At 67.7% G+C, this 17,783-nt stretch carries 25 protein-coding genes; 11 read left to right on the top strand and 14 right to left on the bottom strand.

Annotation, left to right across the window (positions count from 1 at the left end; translation table 11 throughout):
* The first annotated feature begins 191 nt into the window (after positions 1 to 191).
* On the top strand, positions 192 to 413 hold the full coding sequence (locus AC1DZ6_RS03870) for a YdcH family protein (RefSeq protein WP_477095877.1): 222 nt from the start codon (positions 192 to 194) through the stop codon (positions 411 to 413).
* Positions 414 to 416: 3 nt separating this feature from the next.
* Here the strand turns inward: AC1DZ6_RS03870 and AC1DZ6_RS03865 are convergent, their stop codons facing one another.
* The 3 genes from AC1DZ6_RS03865 to AC1DZ6_RS03855 form a co-directional block, all read right to left on the bottom strand.
* A complete protein-coding gene (locus AC1DZ6_RS03865) occupies positions 417 to 890 on the bottom strand; it encodes an OsmC family protein (protein ID WP_477095876.1) in 474 nt (157 codons plus the stop codon).
* Between the two features lie 76 nt (positions 891 to 966).
* Positions 967 to 1,344: a response regulator gene (locus AC1DZ6_RS03860; RefSeq protein ID WP_477095875.1), complete on the bottom strand. Its 378-nt coding sequence runs from the start codon at positions 1,342 to 1,344 to the stop codon at positions 967 to 969.
* Positions 1,345 to 1,462: 118 nt separating this feature from the next.
* On the bottom strand, positions 1,463 to 2,182 hold the full coding sequence (locus tag AC1DZ6_RS03855; protein WP_477095874.1) for a GGDEF domain-containing protein: 720 nt from the start codon (positions 2,180 to 2,182) through the stop codon (positions 1,463 to 1,465).
* Between the two features lie 250 nt (positions 2,183 to 2,432).
* Here AC1DZ6_RS03855 and purE point away from each other — a divergent pair, with 250 nt between their 5' ends.
* On the top strand, positions 2,433 to 2,936 hold the full coding sequence (gene purE, locus AC1DZ6_RS03850; protein ID WP_477095873.1) for a 5-(carboxyamino)imidazole ribonucleotide mutase: 504 nt from the start codon (positions 2,433 to 2,435) through the stop codon (positions 2,934 to 2,936).
* Positions 2,936 to 4,033 carry a 5-(carboxyamino)imidazole ribonucleotide synthase gene (locus tag AC1DZ6_RS03845; RefSeq protein WP_477095872.1) on the top strand — a complete coding sequence of 366 codons (1,098 nt, stop codon included), beginning with the start codon at positions 2,936 to 2,938 and terminating at the stop codon, positions 4,031 to 4,033. Before purE ends, AC1DZ6_RS03845 begins: the two co-directional genes overlap by 1 nt.
* Here the strand turns inward: AC1DZ6_RS03845 and AC1DZ6_RS03840 are convergent.
* A complete protein-coding gene (locus tag AC1DZ6_RS03840) occupies positions 4,030 to 4,644 on the bottom strand; it encodes an FMN-dependent NADH-azoreductase (RefSeq protein ID WP_477095871.1) in 615 nt (204 codons plus the stop codon). The genes AC1DZ6_RS03845 and AC1DZ6_RS03840 overlap by 4 nt on opposite strands.
* A gap of 114 nt (positions 4,645 to 4,758) precedes the next feature.
* Here AC1DZ6_RS03840 and pdxR point away from each other — a divergent pair, with 114 nt between their 5' ends.
* The 3 genes from pdxR (at position 4,759) to AC1DZ6_RS03825 (ending at position 7,137) form a co-directional block, all read left to right on the top strand.
* Entirely contained in the window at positions 4,759 to 6,180 is a 1,422-nt protein-coding gene (gene pdxR, locus AC1DZ6_RS03835) for a MocR-like pyridoxine biosynthesis transcription factor PdxR (RefSeq protein WP_477095870.1), read from the top strand.
* A gap of 115 nt (positions 6,181 to 6,295) precedes the next feature.
* A complete protein-coding gene (locus AC1DZ6_RS03830) occupies positions 6,296 to 6,751 on the top strand; it encodes a carboxymuconolactone decarboxylase family protein (RefSeq protein ID WP_477095869.1) in 456 nt (151 codons plus the stop codon).
* 65 nt (positions 6,752 to 6,816) lie between these two features.
* Positions 6,817 to 7,137: a DMT family transporter gene (locus AC1DZ6_RS03825; RefSeq protein ID WP_477095868.1), complete on the top strand. Its 321-nt coding sequence runs from the start codon at positions 6,817 to 6,819 to the stop codon at positions 7,135 to 7,137.
* 22 nt (positions 7,138 to 7,159) lie between these two features.
* On the opposite strand, the gene AC1DZ6_RS03820 is transcribed toward AC1DZ6_RS03825, so the two are convergent.
* Positions 7,160 to 7,546, bottom strand: coding sequence for a RidA family protein (locus AC1DZ6_RS03820; protein ID WP_477095867.1), 387 nt, complete (start codon positions 7,544 to 7,546; stop codon positions 7,160 to 7,162).
* Between the two features lie 94 nt (positions 7,547 to 7,640).
* Between AC1DZ6_RS03820 and AC1DZ6_RS03815 the strand changes: the two genes are divergently transcribed.
* Complete coding sequence (locus AC1DZ6_RS03815) at positions 7,641 to 8,366, top strand: aspartate/glutamate racemase family protein (protein ID WP_477095866.1); 726 nt, start codon at positions 7,641 to 7,643, stop codon at positions 8,364 to 8,366.
* A 30-nt stretch (positions 8,367 to 8,396) separates the two neighbouring features.
* Here the strand turns inward: AC1DZ6_RS03815 and AC1DZ6_RS03810 are convergent, their stop codons facing one another.
* On the bottom strand, positions 8,397 to 9,053 hold the full coding sequence (locus AC1DZ6_RS03810) for a COQ9 family protein (protein ID WP_477095865.1): 657 nt from the start codon (positions 9,051 to 9,053) through the stop codon (positions 8,397 to 8,399).
* 180 nt (positions 9,054 to 9,233) lie between these two features.
* On the opposite strand from AC1DZ6_RS03810, the gene rpsU reads away from it, so the two are divergent.
* Positions 9,234 to 9,473 (top strand): 30S ribosomal protein S21, encoded by a 240-nt coding sequence (gene rpsU / locus AC1DZ6_RS03805; RefSeq protein ID WP_085953736.1) that lies wholly within the window; start codon positions 9,234 to 9,236, stop codon positions 9,471 to 9,473.
* Positions 9,474 to 9,667: 194 nt separating this feature from the next.
* Here rpsU and AC1DZ6_RS03800 read toward each other — a convergent pair whose 3' ends face one another.
* Both AC1DZ6_RS03800 and AC1DZ6_RS03795 read right to left on the bottom strand, forming a co-directional pair.
* Positions 9,668 to 10,633 carry an alpha/beta hydrolase gene (locus AC1DZ6_RS03800; RefSeq protein ID WP_477095864.1) on the bottom strand — a complete coding sequence of 322 codons (966 nt, stop codon included), beginning with the start codon at positions 10,631 to 10,633 and terminating at the stop codon, positions 9,668 to 9,670.
* 81 nt (positions 10,634 to 10,714) lie between these two features.
* Positions 10,715 to 11,497, bottom strand: coding sequence for a M23 family metallopeptidase (locus tag AC1DZ6_RS03795; protein WP_477095863.1), 783 nt, complete (start codon positions 11,495 to 11,497; stop codon positions 10,715 to 10,717).
* Between the two features lie 332 nt (positions 11,498 to 11,829).
* Between AC1DZ6_RS03795 and AC1DZ6_RS03790 the strand changes: the two genes are divergently transcribed.
* The 3 genes from AC1DZ6_RS03790 to AC1DZ6_RS03780 all read left to right on the top strand — a co-directional run bounded on the left by AC1DZ6_RS03790 (position 11,830) and on the right by AC1DZ6_RS03780 (position 13,414).
* Positions 11,830 to 12,177: a UrcA family protein gene (locus AC1DZ6_RS03790; RefSeq protein WP_477095862.1), complete on the top strand. Its 348-nt coding sequence runs from the start codon at positions 11,830 to 11,832 to the stop codon at positions 12,175 to 12,177.
* A gap of 239 nt (positions 12,178 to 12,416) precedes the next feature.
* Complete coding sequence (locus AC1DZ6_RS03785) at positions 12,417 to 12,671, top strand: DUF2442 domain-containing protein (RefSeq protein WP_477095861.1); 255 nt, start codon at positions 12,417 to 12,419, stop codon at positions 12,669 to 12,671.
* A gap of 2 nt (positions 12,672 to 12,673) precedes the next feature.
* The gene (locus AC1DZ6_RS03780; protein WP_477095860.1) at positions 12,674 to 13,414 is read left to right on the top strand and encodes a DUF6998 domain-containing protein; all 741 of its coding nucleotides are present in this window, start codon (positions 12,674 to 12,676) and stop codon (positions 13,412 to 13,414) included.
* Positions 13,415 to 13,434: 20 nt separating this feature from the next.
* On the opposite strand, the gene AC1DZ6_RS03775 is transcribed toward AC1DZ6_RS03780, so the two are convergent.
* From AC1DZ6_RS03775 to AC1DZ6_RS03750, 6 genes are read right to left on the bottom strand one after another with little or no spacing between them, the layout of a single operon-like run.
* The gene (locus AC1DZ6_RS03775) at positions 13,435 to 13,836 is read right to left on the bottom strand and encodes a hypothetical protein (RefSeq protein WP_477095859.1); all 402 of its coding nucleotides are present in this window, start codon (positions 13,834 to 13,836) and stop codon (positions 13,435 to 13,437) included.
* The gene (locus tag AC1DZ6_RS03770) at positions 13,833 to 15,251 is read right to left on the bottom strand and encodes an NAD(P)(+) transhydrogenase (Re/Si-specific) subunit beta (protein ID WP_477095858.1); all 1,419 of its coding nucleotides are present in this window, start codon (positions 15,249 to 15,251) and stop codon (positions 13,833 to 13,835) included. The genes AC1DZ6_RS03775 and AC1DZ6_RS03770 overlap by 4 nt, the downstream gene beginning before the upstream one ends.
* The gene (locus AC1DZ6_RS03765; protein WP_477095857.1) at positions 15,248 to 15,745 is read right to left on the bottom strand and encodes a hypothetical protein; all 498 of its coding nucleotides are present in this window, start codon (positions 15,743 to 15,745) and stop codon (positions 15,248 to 15,250) included. Before AC1DZ6_RS03765 ends, AC1DZ6_RS03770 begins: the two co-directional genes overlap by 4 nt.
* On the bottom strand, positions 15,742 to 16,620 hold the full coding sequence (locus AC1DZ6_RS03760; protein ID WP_477095856.1) for a class I SAM-dependent methyltransferase: 879 nt from the start codon (positions 16,618 to 16,620) through the stop codon (positions 15,742 to 15,744). The genes AC1DZ6_RS03765 and AC1DZ6_RS03760 overlap by 4 nt, the downstream gene beginning before the upstream one ends.
* Positions 16,621 to 16,648: 28 nt before the next feature.
* Positions 16,649 to 16,984 (bottom strand): NAD(P) transhydrogenase subunit alpha part 2, encoded by a 336-nt coding sequence (locus tag AC1DZ6_RS03755; RefSeq protein ID WP_477095855.1) that lies wholly within the window; start codon positions 16,982 to 16,984, stop codon positions 16,649 to 16,651.
* A gap of 2 nt (positions 16,985 to 16,986) precedes the next feature.
* Positions 16,987 to 17,736 carry a hypothetical protein gene (locus AC1DZ6_RS03750; RefSeq protein ID WP_477095854.1) on the bottom strand — a complete coding sequence of 250 codons (750 nt, stop codon included), beginning with the start codon at positions 17,734 to 17,736 and terminating at the stop codon, positions 16,987 to 16,989.
* Between the last annotated feature and the right edge of the window lie 47 nt (positions 17,737 to 17,783).

The following is a 17,783-nucleotide window of genomic DNA, read 5'->3' as shown; positions in this document are numbered from 1 at the left end:
GTTCGACACCCTGCTGGAGGCCGCCCGGGCGTCCGGCGATCCGCCGCGCGAGGCCGCCCTGCGCGCCCTTTCCGGCGCCCTGTCCGGCGAGGTCGCCAAGGACGCGTCATGACGGCCTTTACCGGCTGTCAGGCTTTGCTATCTATCACCGCCCCCTTGAGGGTCCTTGGGCCACGCCAGCAGGAGCGTCCATGAACGACGACGACGCTTCCGAAGACAGCGACATCGCCCTCGAACGGCGACTGGCGATCCTGCGCGAGGAACACCAGGACCTCGACGACGCGGTCGCGGCCCTCGAGGAACGCCCCCTGCCCGACATGCTGCAGATCGCCCGCCTCAAGCGCCGCAAGCTGGCCCTGAAGGACGAGATCGTGCGGCTGGAAGATCAGCTGATGCCGGACATCATCGCCTAGGGCTCACCCCTCGACCTCCACGCTCGCCTCGTGCCCCACCGGGAAGTTCAGCGAGTTGGCCACGAAACACTTGGTGTTCGCCTCGTGATGCAGGGCCATGGCCCTGGCGGGGTCCGACCCGGCCGCGATGGTCACGCGCGGCCGCAGGGTGGCGCTCTCGAAGCGGCCGCCGCCGGTCTCGTCCTCGACCATCACCGCCACGGCTTCGTCGCGATAGCCGGTGACCACCACCCCGTTCACGGCGCACAGGTGCAGGTACCACAACTGGTGGCACGAACTGATCGAGGCCAGCAGCAACTCCTCGGGATTCCAGCGCGCGGGATCGCCCCGGAAGCTGGGATCGGACGAGCCGAGCAGCGCCGGCTTGCCGTCGGCGGCGATCTCGTAGGCCCGCTCATAGGCGCGATAATTCGCCGTTCCCTCGCCGGTGTTGCCCGTCCAGGTCAGGGTGGTGGCGTAGCGGTGCGGCTTAGGCATTCAAGACCTCCGGACGACGGCGGAGGATTGGTAGAGCTCGCGAACGCCGGCTTCAAGAACCGGCGTCCGCGAAAGGTCACGCCGCCGTGCGATAGACCGGCATGTCGTTCAGAGCCGCGATAACCTGGCGCGGGTGATAGGGCTTGCTGATGAACACCGAGCCCTCCACGCCTTCGACGGCATGGCGCGCCGCGGCCGTTGCGGAGATGAACACCACCGGCAGGCGCGGATAGGCGGTGCGCGCCTGGCGCGCCAGGGCGAAGCCGTCCTGGCCGGGACCAAGGTCGACATCGGTGACCAGCGCCGACAGATAGCCATGTCGATCGATGACCGCCATGGCGTCCATAGCGCAATCGACGTCCAGCACCCTGAAGCCGCGATCTCGAATGAATTCCGAGGCCGACATGCTGATGATCGGATCATCTTCCACGAACAGAATTTGATGAGCGTTCATTGTTGAAGTCCTCTTGGACCGTAACAACACCCAGAACGTCCATTGTTTCCAGAATTGGCGAATTTAGACGCCGTCCTGAATATTTTACCAATTCTTCATCTGCGGAAACCGGCGGCGATCAAGCTTCCTTACGCACTCGCTTCTTCAGGAACATCGCCACGTCGGCCTCGGCCAGGGCGACTTGCGGATCCGCGCCCGCCTCGATCTCGCGCACGCCCCAGGAGATGCGCAGCGGCACCGACCATTCGCCGACCTGCACCGGCATGTCGCGCACGGCGGCGGCCAGGGTCTCGGCCTTGGACGTGGCGGTCGCTTGGTCGGCCTGGACCAGCAGCACGGCGAACTCGTCGCCGCCGATCCGACCCACCACGTCGCTCTCGCGGACATTGGCCAGCAGGCGTCCGGCCACGGCCTTCAGGGCCTCATCGCCGGCTGCGTGGCCGAAGCGGTCGTTGACGGCCTTGAAGCCGTCCAGGTCGAAGAACACCAGGCTGGCGGGCGAGCCGTAGCGTTGGGCGAAGGCGGCCACCCGCTTGATCTCGCGCAGGAAGGCCCGGCGGTTCAGCACCGGAGCCAGCACGTCCATGTCGGCCAGGCCTTGCGCCTCGCCCAGCTTGAACTTCAGGCGGGCGACCTCGTTGCGCAGGTCGTCGATCTCGACCATCAGCGTCTTCAGCGCCGACTGCACCTGCGGGGTCAGGTCGGCTTCCGACAGCCCCAGGAAGCCCGCCGTGTCGGCGGCGACCACGGCGCGCGCGACCGCCGGGCCAGCGGCCTCGGTCAGCGCCCGGCGACGGATCGCCGAGAAGGATTCGGTGCGAGCGCTGCTGATCTTCATGGGACGATGGAAGCCACTTGGGGAATCACTTGCGGTGAAGCTTCGGTATTTCTGCGTTCTTTCATTAACCATGACAATGGCGACGGCCATGTGTCGCAGCGTCGCGGCGCCGCATTATCTCTCGGGATCGGTTGGGCTTTCCCAATGAGAACGGGCTTTGGAGCCTGGGCGCCAGCGGCTATAAGGCCCGCGATTCACGGCCGTCAGGTCGCAGCACGCCTGCCGCCGCCTTCTAGGGAAATCGTCGCCGATGCCCACCGCCACGCCACCCGTCGCCCCCCCCGTGGTCATTGTCATGGGCAGCCGCTCGGACTGGCCGACCATGAAGAAGGCGGCCGACGCGCTCGACGCCCTGGGCGTGGCTTACGAGGCCAAGGTGGTTTCGGCTCACCGCACCCCCCAACGCCTGGTCGAGTTCTCCACGGGCGCCCAGGCCGCGGGCTACAAGGTGATCATCGCCGGGGCCGGCGGCGCGGCTCATTTGCCGGGCATGGTCGCAGCGATGACCATCCTGCCCGTGCTGGGCGTGCCGGTTCAGTCCAAGGCCCTGAACGGCCTGGATTCCCTGCTCTCCATCGTCCAGATGCCGGGCGGCGTTCCGGTCGCCACCCTGGCCATCGGCGAGGCCGGCGCCAAGAACGCCGGCCTGCTGGCCGCCCAGATCCTGGCCCTCTCGGACGCGGACCTGGCTCAGCGCCTGACCGACTTCCGGGCGCAACAGACCGACAGCGTCGTCGAAAGCGTTGAAGACTGATGGCTTCTTCTCCGCCCGCTTTCCCTTTGGCCCCAGGCTCCACGATCGGCATCCTCGGCGGAGGACAGCTGGGCCGCATGCTGGCCCTGGCCGCCGCGCGCCTGGGCTTCGACGTGGTGATCCTGGATCCCGAAGAGAACAGCCCGGCCGGCCGTGTCGCCGCCCGCCAGATCGTCGCCCCCTATGACGACCGCTGGGCGCTGAAGCGCCTGACCGAGGCGTGCGACGTCGTCACCTACGAATTCGAGAACGTCCCGGCCGCCACGGTCGCCGAGCTGACCGCCCTGGGCGTGTTGGTCGCCCCCGGGGCCAAGGCCTTGGCCGCCGCCCAGGACCGGGTGGTGGAAAAGAGCTTCCTGGCCGAGATCGGCGTGCCGACGGTCGCCTTCGCCTCGGTCGAGACCGCCGACGACCTGGCCGCCGCCGTGGCCAAGATCGGCGCTCCGTCCCTGCTGAAGACCCGCCGCGAGGGCTATGACGGCAAGGGCCAGGCGTGGGTGCAGCGCGCCGCCGACGCTCCCGCCAGCTTCGACAAGATCGGCCAGAAACCGGCCATTCTCGAGGCCCCGGCCGACTTCGTGCGCGAGCTGTCGGTGATCGCCGCCCGCGGCCGCGACGGCGAGATCGCCTGCTATCCGCTGTCGGACAACCACCACGAAGGCGGCGTCCTGCGCCGCACCAGCGCTCCGGCCAAGGTCAGCAACGCCACCCGCGACCAGGCCGAGGCCATCGTCGCCAAGATCCTGACCGCCCTGGAATATGTCGGCGTGATCGGCGTGGAGCTGTTCGAGCTGGCCGGCGGCAAGCTGCTGGTCAACGAGTTCGCCCCCCGGGTGCACAACACCGGTCACTGGACCCAGGACGGCTGCGAGGTCGACCAGTTCGAACAGCACATCCGCGCCGTCGCCGGCTGGCCCCTGGGCCCCACCGCCCCGCGCGCCCATGTCGAGATGACCAACCTGCTGGGCCCCGAGGTCGAGGCCTGGGCCAAGCTGGCCGCCGAACCCGAGACCCGCGTCCACCTCTACGGCAAGGGCGAAGCCCGGCCGGGGCGGAAGATGGGGCACGTGAACCGGCTGCGCGGGCTGAAGGACTAGGCGTTCACCCGCGTAAAATGCGCCTCCAGCGCCTGATCCGTCCTGGCCCTGGCCTCGGCCACGGCGTCGGGACCGGCGCCCGTCCCCTGGACGGAGAAGAACGTCAGGTCGCGCAGCCCGACCATCCCTAGAACCGCCCGCAGATAGGGCGTCAGGAAGTCGGGCTGGCGCGCGCGCTCGCCGGAGAACTTGCCGCCCGAGCTCAGGGCCACGAAGACCGGACGGTCGCGGAGCAGACCCACCTTGCCCGCCGGGGTGAGGTCGAACGTCCGGCGGGCGCGGACGACGTGGTCGATCCAGGCCTTCAGCGCGGCGGGCGCGGTCATGTTGTGCATGGGCGTGCCGATGATCACGATGTCGGCGGCCTCCAGCTCCTGGACCAGCGCCTCGGACGTGGCCATGGAGCCTGCCTGGGACACGTCGGCCGACGATTGCTGAGAGGTCGCATAGTCCGCATCGATCGGCGGGATCTCGACACCGCCGATCACCCGCTCGACAACGGTCGCCTCAGGATGCGCCTGAAGCAGGAAGCCGAGAATGTTGCGGGCGAGCCGGCGGCTCTCTGAGGCCTCGCCGCGCGGGCTGCAGCTGACATGCAGGATCGTCTTCATCGCCGTTTCCAGGGTTGTCCAGGCGATGAGTCTAGAGCCTCATGGCCCGGGCCCAAGGTCCATGAACGGCAATTCCGGCTGAGCCATGATCGCCACGCGATGGTACGGTCGGCCATGACCGTCCCAAAGCCAGGCAGCCTCGCACCGCTGGATCCCACGGCGGCCGAACCGTTCTATCGGCAGATCTACGAGCGCTTTCGCGGAGCCATCGCCAGCGGCGTCCTGAAGCCCGGCGACCGCATCCCTTCGGCGCGGGCCCTGACCCAGGAGCTGGGCCTGGCACGAGGCACCATCGAGGCCGCCTATTCGCTGCTGGCCGCCGAGGGCTACATCCAGGCCCGCGGCCAGGCCGGCACGGTCGTGACGCCCGACCTCAAGCCGGGATCGCCATTGCCGAGTCCCCCGCCCCGCCCCGACGCCGGCCCCGCGCCGGCGAGCTTTCGGCCGGAGTCGATCCTGCCGTTCCAGATGGGCCTGCCCGCCCTCGACCGGTTTCCCCGCAAGATCTGGGCGCGGCTGGGCGCGCGGTGCGTGCGGGCCATGCAGCCGTCCGACATGGTCCATCCCCCGGTCTACGGCCTGCCCGCGCTGCGGGCCGAGATCGCCGCCTATCTGCAGGTTTCGCGCGGGATCGACTGCTCGCCGTCCCAGGTCTTCGTCACCTCGGGCTATCGCCACAGCCTGACGCTGATCGCCCAGGCTCTGCTGAAGGCGGGGGACCGGGTCTGGCTCGAGGACCCGGGCTATCCGCCCACGCGGGAGTTGCTGGCGCACATGCAAATCGCCGCCGTGCCCGTGCCGGTGGATCGCGAGGGCATGGTCGTCGCGGAGGGGCTCAAGGTCGCGCCCCAAGCCCGCGCGGCCGTCGTCACCCCCGCCCACCAGAGCCCGCTGAGCGTCTCCCTGTCCCTGCCCCGCCGCCTGGCCCTGCTAGACTGGGCCGCCCGCACCGACGCCTGGATCATCGAGGACGACTACGACGGCGAGTACCGCTATGTCAGCCGCCCGCTGCCGGCCCTCAAGAGCCTGGATCGCGACGGGCGCGTGCTCTACGCGGGGACGTTCAGCAAGGTGCTGCTGCCCAGCCTGCGACTGGCCTACGTCGTCGTGCCGGAAGCCCAGGTCGAGCGGTTCGAGCAGGTCAGCCAGGCCTTCACCGGCGGCAGTCCCGAGCTGACGCAGGCCGTCGTCACGGCCTTCATCACCGAAGGCCACTTCGCGCGGCACATCCAGCGGATGCGCAAGCTCTACGCCGAGCGCCGGGACATGACGGCGGCGGGCCTGGAGAGCGCGCTGGGCGGCCGCATGCGGATCGACGCCCAGCCCGGCGGCATGCACCTGATCCTCCGGCCCCAGGACGGGTTGTCCGACCGTGAGCTGGTGGCGCGCATGCGGGGCGAGGGCCTCTACGGGGAAGCCCTGTCGGACTGGGCTCTGGAGGACGACGGCGCCTCGGCCCTGCTGCTCAACTTCACCAACATCGACTCCCAGGCGGTCGCAGAGACCCTGGGGCGGCGCATCCTGAAGCTCCTGTGATCGAAGCCCGATCCACGCCGATCATGGCCTAGTCCATAAAGCCAATCATGGACCTTCTTTGGTGGACCATGATCCGACACGATCGAGGTCTTCAATCAGACAAGGACTTCGTCACATGACCAACCGCATCGACTACGCCAAGGCGTCGCCCGAGGGCTTCAAGGCTTTCGGCGGCGTGTACGCCACGCTTCTGAAGAGCGACCTGCCCAAGGCCCTGATCGACCTCGTCTATCTGCGGGTCTCACAGATCAACGGCTGCGCCTTCTGCATCGACATGCACTCCCGCGACCTGCTGAAGTCCGGCCTTTCGACCGACAAGCTGGTGCTGGTCCCGGTGTGGCATGACGCGGGCGGCGTGTTCAGCCCCCGCGAGCGGGTCGCCCTGGCTTGGGCGGAAACCGTGACCMGGGTGGCCGAGACCGGCGTTCCCGACGCCGACTACGACGCCGCCGCCGCTGAGTTCGGCGACAAGGACCTGGCCGACCTGACCTATGCGATCGGCCTGATGAACGCCTTCAACCGCTTTGGCGTCACGTTCCGTTCGACCCCCGCCGCCGCCAAGGCGGCCTGATCCCTCGACTTTATCGAACCTCGCCCGGCCGCGGCGCCGGGCGAGGCGACGAAAGGATATCCCACATGGCTTGGTTGCTGCTCGGCGTCGCCGGCGTTCTGGAAATCGTCTTCGCCCTCAGCCTGAAGGCGTCGGAAGGCTTCACGCGGCCGATCCCCGGGCTGCTCACGGTCGCCGCCGGACTGTCCAGCGTCTTCCTGCTGTCGATGGCGCTGCGCACCCTGCCCGTGGGCAGCGGCTACGCGGTCTGGACCGGTATCGGGGCGGCGGGAACCGCGATCCTGGGCATCGTGATCATGGGTGATTCCGCAGCGCCGCTGAGGATGCTCTGCATCGGCCTCATCCTGGCGGGCGTCATCGGCCTCAAGCTGGTCCCGGGCGGCTAAGGACGCCGACCGGGGACGCCATTCACGCCATGGCGATGATTTCCAGCTCGATCAGCCAGTCGTCGGCCAGGGTCTGGACGATGATCGCCGTGGTCGGGATGCGCCGCTCGCCCAGGGCCTTCACCCGGGCCGCGCCGTTGGCCTCTACATAGGCCGGGTCGCGCAGGTAGCTGGTCAGGCGCACGATGTTGTCGGTGGTCATGCCGGCGCTGGCCAGGATGGCCCGCAGGTTGCCCCAGACCAGCTCCAGCTGGTGCTCCAGGCTGGTCCCCGCCAGCCCTTGCGCGTCCAGCCCCATGGTCCCGGCCACGAACAGCATGCGGGCCGGATTGCGCACTTCCAGGGCATGCACGTAGTCGTCTGTGGCGGCGTAGATCCCGTCGGTCGGATTGTGGATCACGGTGTCCATGGCGGAGCCTCCCGGGCTTTTGTTTTTCAAGGTTCGTGTCCAAGCTTAGCGGAAAGACGCGCCGTCGGTGTGACGGCCCTTCCCGGAGCGATGCATGGCCGAGCCAGCCCCAGTCGGCCAGAAGATGATCGGCCTGATCGGGGGCATGAGCTGGGAGAGCTCGGCCCAGTACTATCGGCTGATCAACGAGGGGGTCCGCGATCGGGTGGGCGGCACAGCCTCGGCCCGCGCCCTGATGTGGTCGTTCGACTTCGCCCGGATCGAGGCCCTGCAGCACACTGGCGACTGGGACGCCTTGGCCGGCGAACTGGTGGTCGCCTCCAAGGCGCTGCAGAAGGGCGGCGCCGATTTCCTGGTGCTGTGCACCAACACCATGCACCGCTGCGCCTGGGCCATCGACGCGGCGGTGAAGATCCCCCTGCTGCACATCGCCGACCCGACGGCGGCGGCGATCCAGGCGGCGGGCCTGACCAAGGTGGGCCTGTTGGGCACGGCCTTCACCATGGAGCAGGACTTCTATCGCGGCCGACTGGAGGACAAGTTCGGCCTGGAGGTGCTGATCCCCGAGGCTGAGGACCGCAAGGCGGTGCACGAGATCATCTATCGCGAGCTGGTGACCGGCCAGGTTCTGGACGCCTCGCGCGAGATCTATCGGGCGGCGATCCAGCGGCTTGTGGCGCGCGGGGCTCAAGGGGTGATCCTGGGCTGCACGGAGATCATGCTGCTGATCGGCCAGGAGGACAGCCCCGTGCCGGTGTTCGACACGACGACGCTGCATGCGATGGCGGCGGTGGAGAAGGCGTTGGGGCCTTCCCGATAGGCCCTCCCCCACAGGGGGAGGTCCTCAAACCTAGGATCGCCCGTACCGCATCCGCGCCAGCGCCGCCGCCACCTCGGCGGCCAGGTTCATCGGCTTGACGCCCGCCTTCCACTTCTCGAAGGCCATGACGTTGTCGATGCGGCCGTCCAGGTGCTTCAGCGCCGACTCGCGGCCCGAGGCCATGTCGACCGCCAGGGTCGAGACCAGAATTCCCGACAGGATCGCCCGCTTGGAATAGTGATTCTCGTCCGTCGCCGTATCGCCCGCCCAGCGCCACAAGACGTCGGCGCTCTCCCAGATCAGGGTCAGGGCCAGGGGCATGTTGGTCGGGAAGGCCAGGAAAGCGGCCAGTTTTCGCAGGGCCTCGGCGTCGCGCTGCGCGGCGTCCAGGCGGGCCACGACGCCCTCGCGGATCTTGTCGCGGATCTTGGTCGGCGGCGGGTTCAGAGCCTTCAGCGCGGCCAGGGCGGCCTTGTCGTGACGGCGCGACAGCAGGGCGGCCAGGTCGCGCGGGCCTTGCGGCAGAAGGAGTTGCGCCTCGCCGGCGTTGAGGCCGGCAGCCACCGCGGCGGCCCGGGCCATGCCCGCGTTCCACCCCAGGCGCGGGGCCAGGCGCAGGGCCTCGTCCAGCACCCGTTGCTCGGTCGTATCGGCCCAGTTGGCCGCCTCGGCGGTTTTGTCGCTCATGAATCCGAGTCTACACGGGAGTTTAGGCCGCGTCGCCATGGACAGAGCCCCCCGCCTCTGCTATCAGCCGCCCCTCGTCGCCCGGGAGATCCCTTCTCGGGCTTATCAGGTTTTGTTCGCCCGCCCGGCCCCTGAGAGGGACTCGGGAAGATGGTCGGGCCGTCGAATGGAGAGAGACCCCTGGTCCAGATTTTCGTCCGCGACAACAACGTCGATCAGGCCCTCAAGGCCCTGAAGAAGAAGATGCAACGCGAAGGCTCGTTCCGCGAAATGAAGCGGCACGTGCACTATGAGAAGCCGTCGGAAAAGCGCGCCCGTCAAAAGGCCGAAGCCGTCCGTCGCGCCCGCAAGCTGGCGCGCAAGCGCGCCCAGCGCGAAGGTCTGATCCCGATGCCCAAGAAGCCGGTCGGCGCGCGTTAAGCGACGCTTTCCAGGTTTCTGGAAACACCAAACCCGCCCGGAGCGATCCGGGCGGGTTTTGTTTGCCTGAAAGGTGAGCGGCTCAGCCTCTTGCCCCACCCAGCCGTTTCGCGGTCTGTCAGCGGCGAGGGGGCGGAGGACGTTCCTCTTCCCCCTGTGGGGGAAGACGGCCGAAGGCCCGTAGGGGGCAAGTGCTAACCGCCTGAGCGCCCGCCCACGAACGCCACCGCCTTGACGATATGCCCGGCGAACGTCTCGCCCAGCAGCCGCGTGTGGGACGCGCCCTCGACGTGGTCCACATAGCCGTGCTTGGACCGCTCGGCCGGCGCGGCCTGCATCGCCTTGCGCTTCTCGCGCCCCTTGACCGGTCCCGCCGTGACCACGGCCACCGGCCAGTTCGGGTCATAGGCCGGCACGGCGACCGCCTGCTGGGCCGACAGGGACCACAGGGCCACCTCGGCGGCGGCGGTGCGATTGTGGCGGCCGTTGGCGAAGGCCCAGCGCTTCTCGGCCTTGGCGGCCGGCGGCAGGCCGATCTTGTCGCCCAGGCTGGTGTAGACCAGCGGCTTGTAGAGCCCGATCGACGCACCGCGCGCCGCCCAGCGCGACGCCGTGGAGAAGGCCTGGATGAACGGCTTGAACGCCTCGGTCTCCGAGGCGTCGGCCGTGGCGGCGTCGACCAGCACCAGCCCGGCCACCTTGTCCGGGTTGCGGCCGGCATATTCACGCAGGCGCAGGCCGGCCATCGAGTGGCCGACCAGGATGAACGGCCCCCGTTCGCCCGAGGCGGCGACCAGCTTCTCGAAGTCGGAGACGATGGCCAGGCCGTCGCGCGGCGCGGGTCCGGGCGGCGAGAAGCCCATGCCGGCCCGGTCGTAGGCGCAGGAGCGCCAGCCGGCGGCGCTCAGCGCCTGCTGGGTCGCGCCCCAGTCGGCGGCGAAGCCGAAGGCCCCGGCCTCCAGCCAGACCGTCGGACGATCGCCCTTGGCGTCCCGGGCGGGACCTTCGCAGACAAGGCGCAGCTGCCTGCCCTCGCCGATGTCCACCATCTGGCCCCGCGGCACGGGATGGCCGGCCGCCRACATCAGGCCGCCCACGGCGACGAACGAGAGAAGGAGAAGAGCAAATCCGGCAACGGCGCGTCCGACGTGTCTGAGCATGTCGCCACTCTAGCCGAGCAAGCATGGCCGTCGAGTGACGCTCGCGTCTAAATTCGGTGCAGGGCCTGGCCTGGCGAAACCTTAGCCGTCGACGACGTTGATCCGCGTGCGGATGCGGCCGCCCTTGACGCGGGTGACCACGCCCTCGCCGTTCGCCGACATCTTGCTCTTCACGCCTTCGGGCCACCTGGAGACCTGGGCCAGGCGGACCGTGCGGCCCACCTTGGCGGCGGCCTTCAGCGGCAGGTCGCTCTTCTCGGCGAAGGTCTTGCCCATGAACAGAGCCGGGTTCAGCGGCTTGCCGGCCTTGTTGCGCAGTTCGAAGTGCAAGTGCGAGCCCGTCGAGCGGCCGGAGTTGCCGACATAGGCCACGGTCGCGCCGCGCTTGACGTAAGTCCCGCGCTTGAGGCCCGCGTCGCGGCCCAGATGGGCGTAGAGGGTGCGGAAGCCGTCCTTGTGGGCTACCTCGACGAAACGCCCGTAGGTGCCGCTGACGCCGCTGCGCATGACGATGCCGTCGGTGGCGACATGGACCGGGGCGCCGGCCGGCGCGGCGATGTCGACGCCCTCGTGCAGGCGGCCGTTCTCTTCCCACGGCATCTGGCGCAGGCCGAACGGCGAATTGACCACATGGCCTGGCAGCGGCGCGTCGAACACGAAGGCCGGCGGCGGCGGAGGCGGCGGCTCGGGCGCCGTGACCGGGGTGAGCACCGGGGCCGGCGCGGGCTGCTCCGAGCCGGCGCTCATCGCGCCGACGGCCGTCACGGCGTTGATCGCGCCCCAGACCACGATGGCGCCGCCCACCGCCGCGAAGGCGGCGAGCGAATAGGGAGACGACGTTGCGGCCAGGACTCGTGACGCCAAGAGCGATCCTCACAGACGGTCGGTCACTGCAAGAGACCGCGCCGAAGCGCGCTCCCATCCCACAGGCGACCTTTCGGGATGATGAAGGCGGGCTCTATGCCGCACCCGTAAGGCCAAAAGGCGGCGCAGCTTAACCATTGGTTAATCATGGCCTTAAGAGCGCCGATAATCGATATGCGACATTACAGGAAGTTTAGAACATTACTTTGAGTACACTAGCTTAATTACACGTCATGAATGAGACGTAACGAGTATTCACGAGAACACCGGAGTACATCTTTGGACATGGGGCGCAGGGACGCGCCGACGACATCAACCCAAGGGACACTCCAATGCGCAAGTTCATGACCAGCCTGGCCGCCGTAGCCACCGTCACCCTGGCCGCCGTGCCCGCCTTGGGCCTGCTGCAAGCCGCCCATGCCGAAACGACCGCCACCATCTCGCTGGTGGGCCTGAACCTCTCCAACCCCGCCCACGCCGCCGAATTCGCCGCCCGCGTCGACGCCGCCGGCGAGCACGTCTGCCGCGATCTGGCCCGCGACAACCCCACCGGCGACTTCACGATCGCCGGCTGCAAGGACGGCATCCGCAAGCAGGCCGCCAAGCAACTGTCGTCGAGCCAACGCGAAGGCCTGAAGTTGGCCGCCCGCGCCACCCCGGTCGCCGTCGCCACCCGCTGAGCGACCGCATGACCCCGACAAGCAAAAGGCCCCGGACGGGAACGTCCGGGGCCTCTTTCTTTTGTCGAGTAAATTCCGATTGAGAACAATTCACGAACATGCAACTATGGGGAACGTATTTTACAGGCGCTCGCGCATGACCATGCTTGCGATTCCCGCATGCCAGCCGACGCCGCCGCTGGGCCGTTCGAAAGAATTTCCGGGACTGGACGCCGATAATGACCGGCAAGATCGTTCACGTGAGCAAACTGAAACGACTGGACGACTACCACCTCAAGCTCTGGTTCACGGACGGACAGGCCGGCGAGTGGGACTTTTCCGATCTCGCGACGCGGAGCGGCGAGATGGCCGTGCCATTCCGAGATCCGCTCTATTTCGATCGCGTCTTCTTGGAGATGGGCGCCCTGACCTGGCCCAACGGCTACGACTGGTGCCCCCAGGCCCTGCACGACGACATGGCGGCGGCAGGGGTCCTGAAGCTGGAGACAGCGTAGGCATGAGCCATATTCGCCTGCCGACGCCCGTCGCGGCTATCTACGAAGCCGTCGCCGAGCTGGAAAAGCTCTATCCCGGACGGAAGTTCACGCCGGACGGCCACCTCGTCGGATCCATCGGCGAGGTGATCGCCGCCGAGGCATTGGGGCTCGAGCTCTATCCCGCCTCATACGCAGGTCATGACGCGAAGGATTCGACAGGGCGGGACGTGCAGATAAAGCTGACCGGCGGAAAGTCGGTGTCGCTCTACGCAACCTGCGACCGTCTGGTCGTTCTTCGCGTCGTGTCGCCGGACTTCGCGGAAATTGTCTATGACGGCTTCGGCGCACCAGCGTGGGAGGGCGCCGGGCCGCTTCAGAAGAATGGGCAGCGAGCGATCAGTATCGCCAAGCTCAAGCGGATCGCCGCCGCCGACTCAGCAAAAGTCGATACCGTTTCTGAGGCCAAAGCCCCTTCGGAAGAACCGACCGCCGATATCAAGCTGGTGCACGCGGTCCGCGTCAGCGCTTTGCCCGGCCACCGATTGGACCTTGCTTTCTCCGACCTTTCCAGCGGCGTCGTCGATCTCAGCGGCTGGGTGCTGTCAGGCGGCCCGATGGTTCAGCCTCTGGCCGACGAGACCTTCTTCGCCAAGGTCTTCCTGGAAATGGGCACGCCGACCTGGCCTAATGGCTGCGACGCAGACCCGACGAATATGCGGATGAAGCTAGAAGCGTCGGGGCAACTGCGGCCGGGGGTCTAACGCCCGACAACCAAGCCACGTTAGAAGCTTCGCCCGTGGGGAACCGCGGTGATCTGATGTTCGTCTTGGTAGGAGATGATCCCGGGCGACCTGGTCGTGAGCACCTCGACGTGAACGCCGCAGGCCTCCAGCGCCGCCTTCAACCGGTGCATCTGGCGGACGTGCTCGATGGCGTCCGGCTTGAACCAGGACAGTTGCCGCGTATCGCCAAGTCCCTTGGCCAGGGCGGGCGGCACGGTCAAGTTGGCGCTGAACCACTGGCGGAGATCTTCGATCGCCGCCAGCGCCCAATCCTCACTCTGGTCGCTGTCGCGCGCCAGGTCGATCGCCTGGAACAGGCCCAGCCGCGACCGCTGCCCTTCGATCGTCTGAAAACAGACGAACCGCACATAGACAGGCCAGACGCGGCGGGGCGGCGTCACAGCCCCTTCACGATCCCCTCGACCATCTTCTTGGCGTCGCCGAACAGCATCATCGTGTTGTCGCGGAAGAACAGCTCGTTCTCGACGCCGGCGTAGCCCGAGCTCATGCCGCGCTTGATGAACAGCACCGTCCGGGCCTTTTCGACATCCAGGATCGGCATGCCGTAGATCGGGCTCTGCGGATCGGTCTTGGCGGCCGGGTTGGTGACGTCGTTGGCGCCGATCACGAACGCCACGTCGGCGGTCGAGAACTCGCTGTTGATGTCCTCCAGCTCGAACACCTCGTCGTAAGGCACGTTGGCCTCGGCCAGCAGCACGTTCATGTGGCCCGGCATGCGGCCGGCGACGGGGTGGATGGCGTACTTCACCTCCACGCCCTCTTCCTTCAGCTTGTCGCCCATCTCGCGCAGGATGTGCTGGGCTTGCGAGACGGCCATGCCGTAGCCGGGGACGATGATCACCTTCGAAGCGTTCTTCATGATGAAGGCCGCGTCGTCGGCGCTGCCCTGCTTGACGGGGCGCGTCTCGACCTTGCCGCCCGGGCCCGCCACGGCGTCGGCGGCGCCGAAGCCGCCGAGGATCACCGAGATGAAGCTGCGGTTCATCGCCTTGCACATGATGTAGGACAGGATCGCGCCGGACGAGCCGACCAGGGCCCCGGTGATGATCAGGGTGGTGTTCTCGAGCGTGAAGCCCAGGGCCGCCGCGGCCCAACCCGAATAGCTGTTCAGCATCGACACCACGACCGGCATGTCGGCCCCGCCGATCGGGATGATCAGGGTGATGCCGACGATCAGGGCCAGAGCGAAGATCGCCCAGAACGCCCAGATGGCCGCGCCGCCGCTCAGCACCAGCACCACGACCAGGGCGACGATGCCCAGGGCCAGGACGATGTTCAGCAGATGGCGAGCCGGCAGCATGATCGGAGCGCCGCCCATGTTGCCGTTCAGCTTCAGGAAGGCGATGACCGAACCGGTGAAGGTGATCGCGCCGATCGCCAGGCCCAGAGACAGCTCGATCAGGCTGTTGAGGTGCACATGGCCGTCCGCGCCGACGATGCCGTAGGCCGCCGGGGTGTAGATCGCCGCCACGGCCACCAGACACGCGGCCATGCCGACCAGGCTGTGGAAGGCCGCCACCAGCTGCGGCATCGAAGTCATGGCCACCTTGCGGGCGATCACCGCCCCCACCGTGCCGCCGACCGCGACGCCGCCGAGGATCAGCCCGATGGTCACGGGGTCCAGCGCGCCCTGTTTCCAGAGCGTGGCCAGGGTGGTCAGCACGGCGATGCCCATGCCGATCATGCCGTTGCGGTTGCCCGCCTGGCTGGTCACCGGGCTGGACAGCCCGCGCAGCGCCAGGATGAACAGCACCCCGGACACGATGTAGAGGATGGCGGCGAGATTGGCGTTCACAGGTCTACCCCCGATGCGGCGACAGGCGCCGAGTTCTGTGCAGTCTGGTTGTCCCGCTTGATGCGGGTTGAGAGAATGTCGGGCCGGGTCAGGGCCATGCAGAGATGGACGGATCCGAGCGTGATCAGAGCCAGGGCCACGATTTCATTGATCGAAAAGATCTGGCCCACAGGATCAGCTCTGACGGCGTCCAGGTTCAACGCGTCCTCTGCGGCCTTCAAAGCCCTCTCCCGCATCTCCGGTGAGTGCGTGCCGCGAGCAATAGAGATGCTCTCAATCGCAATGGCCCGGGCTTTCCCGGCGTCACGGCTAGGGTCTTCCACTCGGTCAGACCAGACCCGGAGCTCAGCGCTGGCGCCTGTCATCAAGAGAAACAGCGAAATCAGGATCAGAGCGAGCCTGGTCCGCTTAGCGGCCATCGCCGCCCCGGCGACGGCGCACCCGACACCGGCGATGCCAAACACGGCCGAAATTGCGAGGAGAGGCGAGATCATGCCTTGTCTCCATGCACGACGACCGGCGCGGCGTTGACGCCGAACCGTGGCGGATGGCCTGAAGGCAGGCCGGAGAGGTCGTAGCGCGGCGGCTCGTAGTGGTTGGCGGCCGTATAGGGCGCGGCGAAGCGGGGCTGGCCGTCGGGACCGGTCAGCTCGTCCTCGCGCACGAAGAAGGCGTTGGCGCCCGACAGATTGCAGCCGACCAGGGCGTAGCCCTTGGCGCGGCCCAGGGCTTCCAGGCTGGTCAGGCTGGCGCTGTGATAGTTGCCGCCGTCCCAGACCCGGTCGGCCTTGTACGCGGCGACGAAGGCGACGGGCGGCGGATAGGCGGCGTTGTATTCGATGATCACGACGCGCGGGCGCACGGCGGTGATCGCCTCCCAGATCCAGTAGTCGTTGCCGTCGATGTCGATCGACAGCAGGTCGACGGTCGCCGGCTTGGCGGCGGTCCCGCCGGCCCAGGGGCCCAGCAGGCTGTCGATGTTCTCGGCGGTGACGAAGGCCTTGTTCACGGTCAGCCGGCCCTGGGAGACGGCTACGGACTGGTGCTGTTTGGCGGCCTCGACATACTTGTCCGAGCCGTCCAGCCACAGGCCGCTCCAGCCGGCCATCAGCAGCAGGGCGGTGTTGCACTCCACCCCGGCCTGGACGCCGAACTCGATGAACCGCCGGTCGCTCTCGCCGATGCGGTTGAAGATCTCCAGAACGATGCCGTCCTCGTCGTTCTGGCTGTAGGTCTTGCGGCCATGGGCGATCAGCCGCCCGGGCTGTTGAGCCCGGGGCGAGGCGCGCAGCTCGTCCCACCACCGCTCCAGCGCTATGCGCTTGAGGGCGTCGGAACGGTTGGCGATGCGCTTGATCGCGCTGAACATGGCCCGAAGGCTCCCCGCCCCTCGCCGCCTATTTCTTCTCTTTCTTCTTGTACATGGCCAGCATCCGGTTGGTGACCAGGAAGCCGCCGAAGATGTTGACCGCGGCGAAGGCGGCGGCGATGGCGCCGGCCCCCTTGGAGATCCAGGTCGAGGCGGCCACCGTGCCGCCGGCCAGATCGGGATTGGCGCCGTGCGCGGCGGCGGCCAGAAGCGCGCCGACGATGATCACCGACGAGATGGCGTTGGTCACGGCCATCAGCGGGGTGTGCAGGGCGGGCGTCACGCTCCAGACGACATAGTAGCCGACGAAGATGGCGAGCACGAAGATCGCCAGGCGGAACACGGTGGGGTCGACGGCTTCCATGATCAGGACTCCTGAGAAGTAGGGGTGGGCTGTGAGACCCTAATTTCAAACGTGGCTTGTTGGACCTCGACGCCTTCGATCCGCTGGGCGCTCATGCGGCCGAGCGACGGATCCTGGAACAGCGCCTGGGCGTCGCGGGCCAGTCCGTTGCTGGCTCCGGCCAGCACCTGCAGGTGATCGTCGCGGCCGAAGTTCAACACCTTGAGCGCATTGCGCTTCTTGGCCTCGCGCATGTCTGGGACGAAGCTGATGCTGTCGATGATGCGGCCTTCGCAGAGGATCGCGCCGGAGGTCGCGTCCTGGATCTTGAACTCGCCGCTCATGCTTGGGTTCAGGATCGGCATGACCGGCGCCAGCGGCATCTTCGCCACCGGGAACTTGGCCTTGTCGATCGTGATCGACAGGCGAACGCGTCGCGACGCGGTCCCGTCGCCCTTCAGGCGTTCGGCGATGTTTTCAGTGGCGAAGAACTCGGCCAGCCGCTCGGCCGCCAGGTCGTCGGACATCTTGCGGCCGGCGACGAAGCTTTCGAAGCGGGCCTTCTGGTCGGCGGGCGCCTGCTTGGCGAGATAGGCCAGGGCCTGCACGTCACTGCTGACCGGGATCAGGCCGTCGCCGATCGAAACCTCGACCTGCGCGACGGCAAGCTTGTCCCCATAGGCTTGCACGCACGCGTTCTGCTGGGCGGCCGCCGAAGTCGCGACGCCGAGCAGAACGGCCGAAACGCCGAGAGCCAGGGCGGCGCGTCTCATCCCTGCAGGCTCGGATGCACGACCGCCCCGCCCTGGGTGACCAGGGC

It is taken from the genome of Caulobacter sp. P1_B12_2 (genome assembly GCF_056406675.1).
This window is presented reverse-complemented; position numbering and strand designations above follow the sequence as displayed.

Coding starts and splice junctions, on each gene's coding strand:
- AC1DZ6_RS03870 (WP_477095877.1), top strand. CDS start 192: ATGAACGACGACGACGCTTCCGAAGACAGCGACATCGCCCTCGAACGG.
- AC1DZ6_RS03865 (WP_477095876.1), bottom strand. CDS start 890: ATGCCTAAGCCGCACCGCTACGCCACCACCCTGACCTGGACGGGCAAC.
- AC1DZ6_RS03860 (WP_477095875.1), bottom strand. CDS start 1,344: ATGAACGCTCATCAAATTCTGTTCGTGGAAGATGATCCGATCATCAGC.
- AC1DZ6_RS03855 (WP_477095874.1), bottom strand. CDS start 2,182: ATGAAGATCAGCAGCGCTCGCACCGAATCCTTCTCGGCGATCCGTCGC.
- purE (WP_477095873.1), top strand. CDS start 2,433: ATGCCCACCGCCACGCCACCCGTCGCCCCCCCCGTGGTCATTGTCATG.
- AC1DZ6_RS03845 (WP_477095872.1), top strand. CDS start 2,936: ATGGCTTCTTCTCCGCCCGCTTTCCCTTTGGCCCCAGGCTCCACGATC.
- AC1DZ6_RS03840 (WP_477095871.1), bottom strand. CDS start 4,644: ATGAAGACGATCCTGCATGTCAGCTGCAGCCCGCGCGGCGAGGCCTCA.
- pdxR (WP_477095870.1), top strand. CDS start 4,759: ATGACCGTCCCAAAGCCAGGCAGCCTCGCACCGCTGGATCCCACGGCG.
- AC1DZ6_RS03825 (WP_477095868.1), top strand. CDS start 6,817: ATGGCTTGGTTGCTGCTCGGCGTCGCCGGCGTTCTGGAAATCGTCTTC.
- AC1DZ6_RS03820 (WP_477095867.1), bottom strand. CDS start 7,546: ATGGACACCGTGATCCACAATCCGACCGACGGGATCTACGCCGCCACA.
- AC1DZ6_RS03815 (WP_477095866.1), top strand. CDS start 7,641: ATGGCCGAGCCAGCCCCAGTCGGCCAGAAGATGATCGGCCTGATCGGG.
- AC1DZ6_RS03810 (WP_477095865.1), bottom strand. CDS start 9,053: ATGAGCGACAAAACCGCCGAGGCGGCCAACTGGGCCGATACGACCGAG.
- AC1DZ6_RS03790 (WP_477095862.1), top strand. CDS start 11,830: ATGCGCAAGTTCATGACCAGCCTGGCCGCCGTAGCCACCGTCACCCTG.
- AC1DZ6_RS03780 (WP_477095860.1), top strand. CDS start 12,674: ATGAGCCATATTCGCCTGCCGACGCCCGTCGCGGCTATCTACGAAGCC.
- AC1DZ6_RS03765 (WP_477095857.1), bottom strand. CDS start 15,745: ATGATCTCGCCTCTCCTCGCAATTTCGGCCGTGTTTGGCATCGCCGGT.
- AC1DZ6_RS03760 (WP_477095856.1), bottom strand. CDS start 16,620: ATGTTCAGCGCGATCAAGCGCATCGCCAACCGTTCCGACGCCCTCAAG.
- AC1DZ6_RS03755 (WP_477095855.1), bottom strand. CDS start 16,984: ATGGAAGCCGTCGACCCCACCGTGTTCCGCCTGGCGATCTTCGTGCTC.
- AC1DZ6_RS03750 (WP_477095854.1), bottom strand. CDS start 17,736: ATGAGACGCGCCGCCCTGGCTCTCGGCGTTTCGGCCGTTCTGCTCGGC.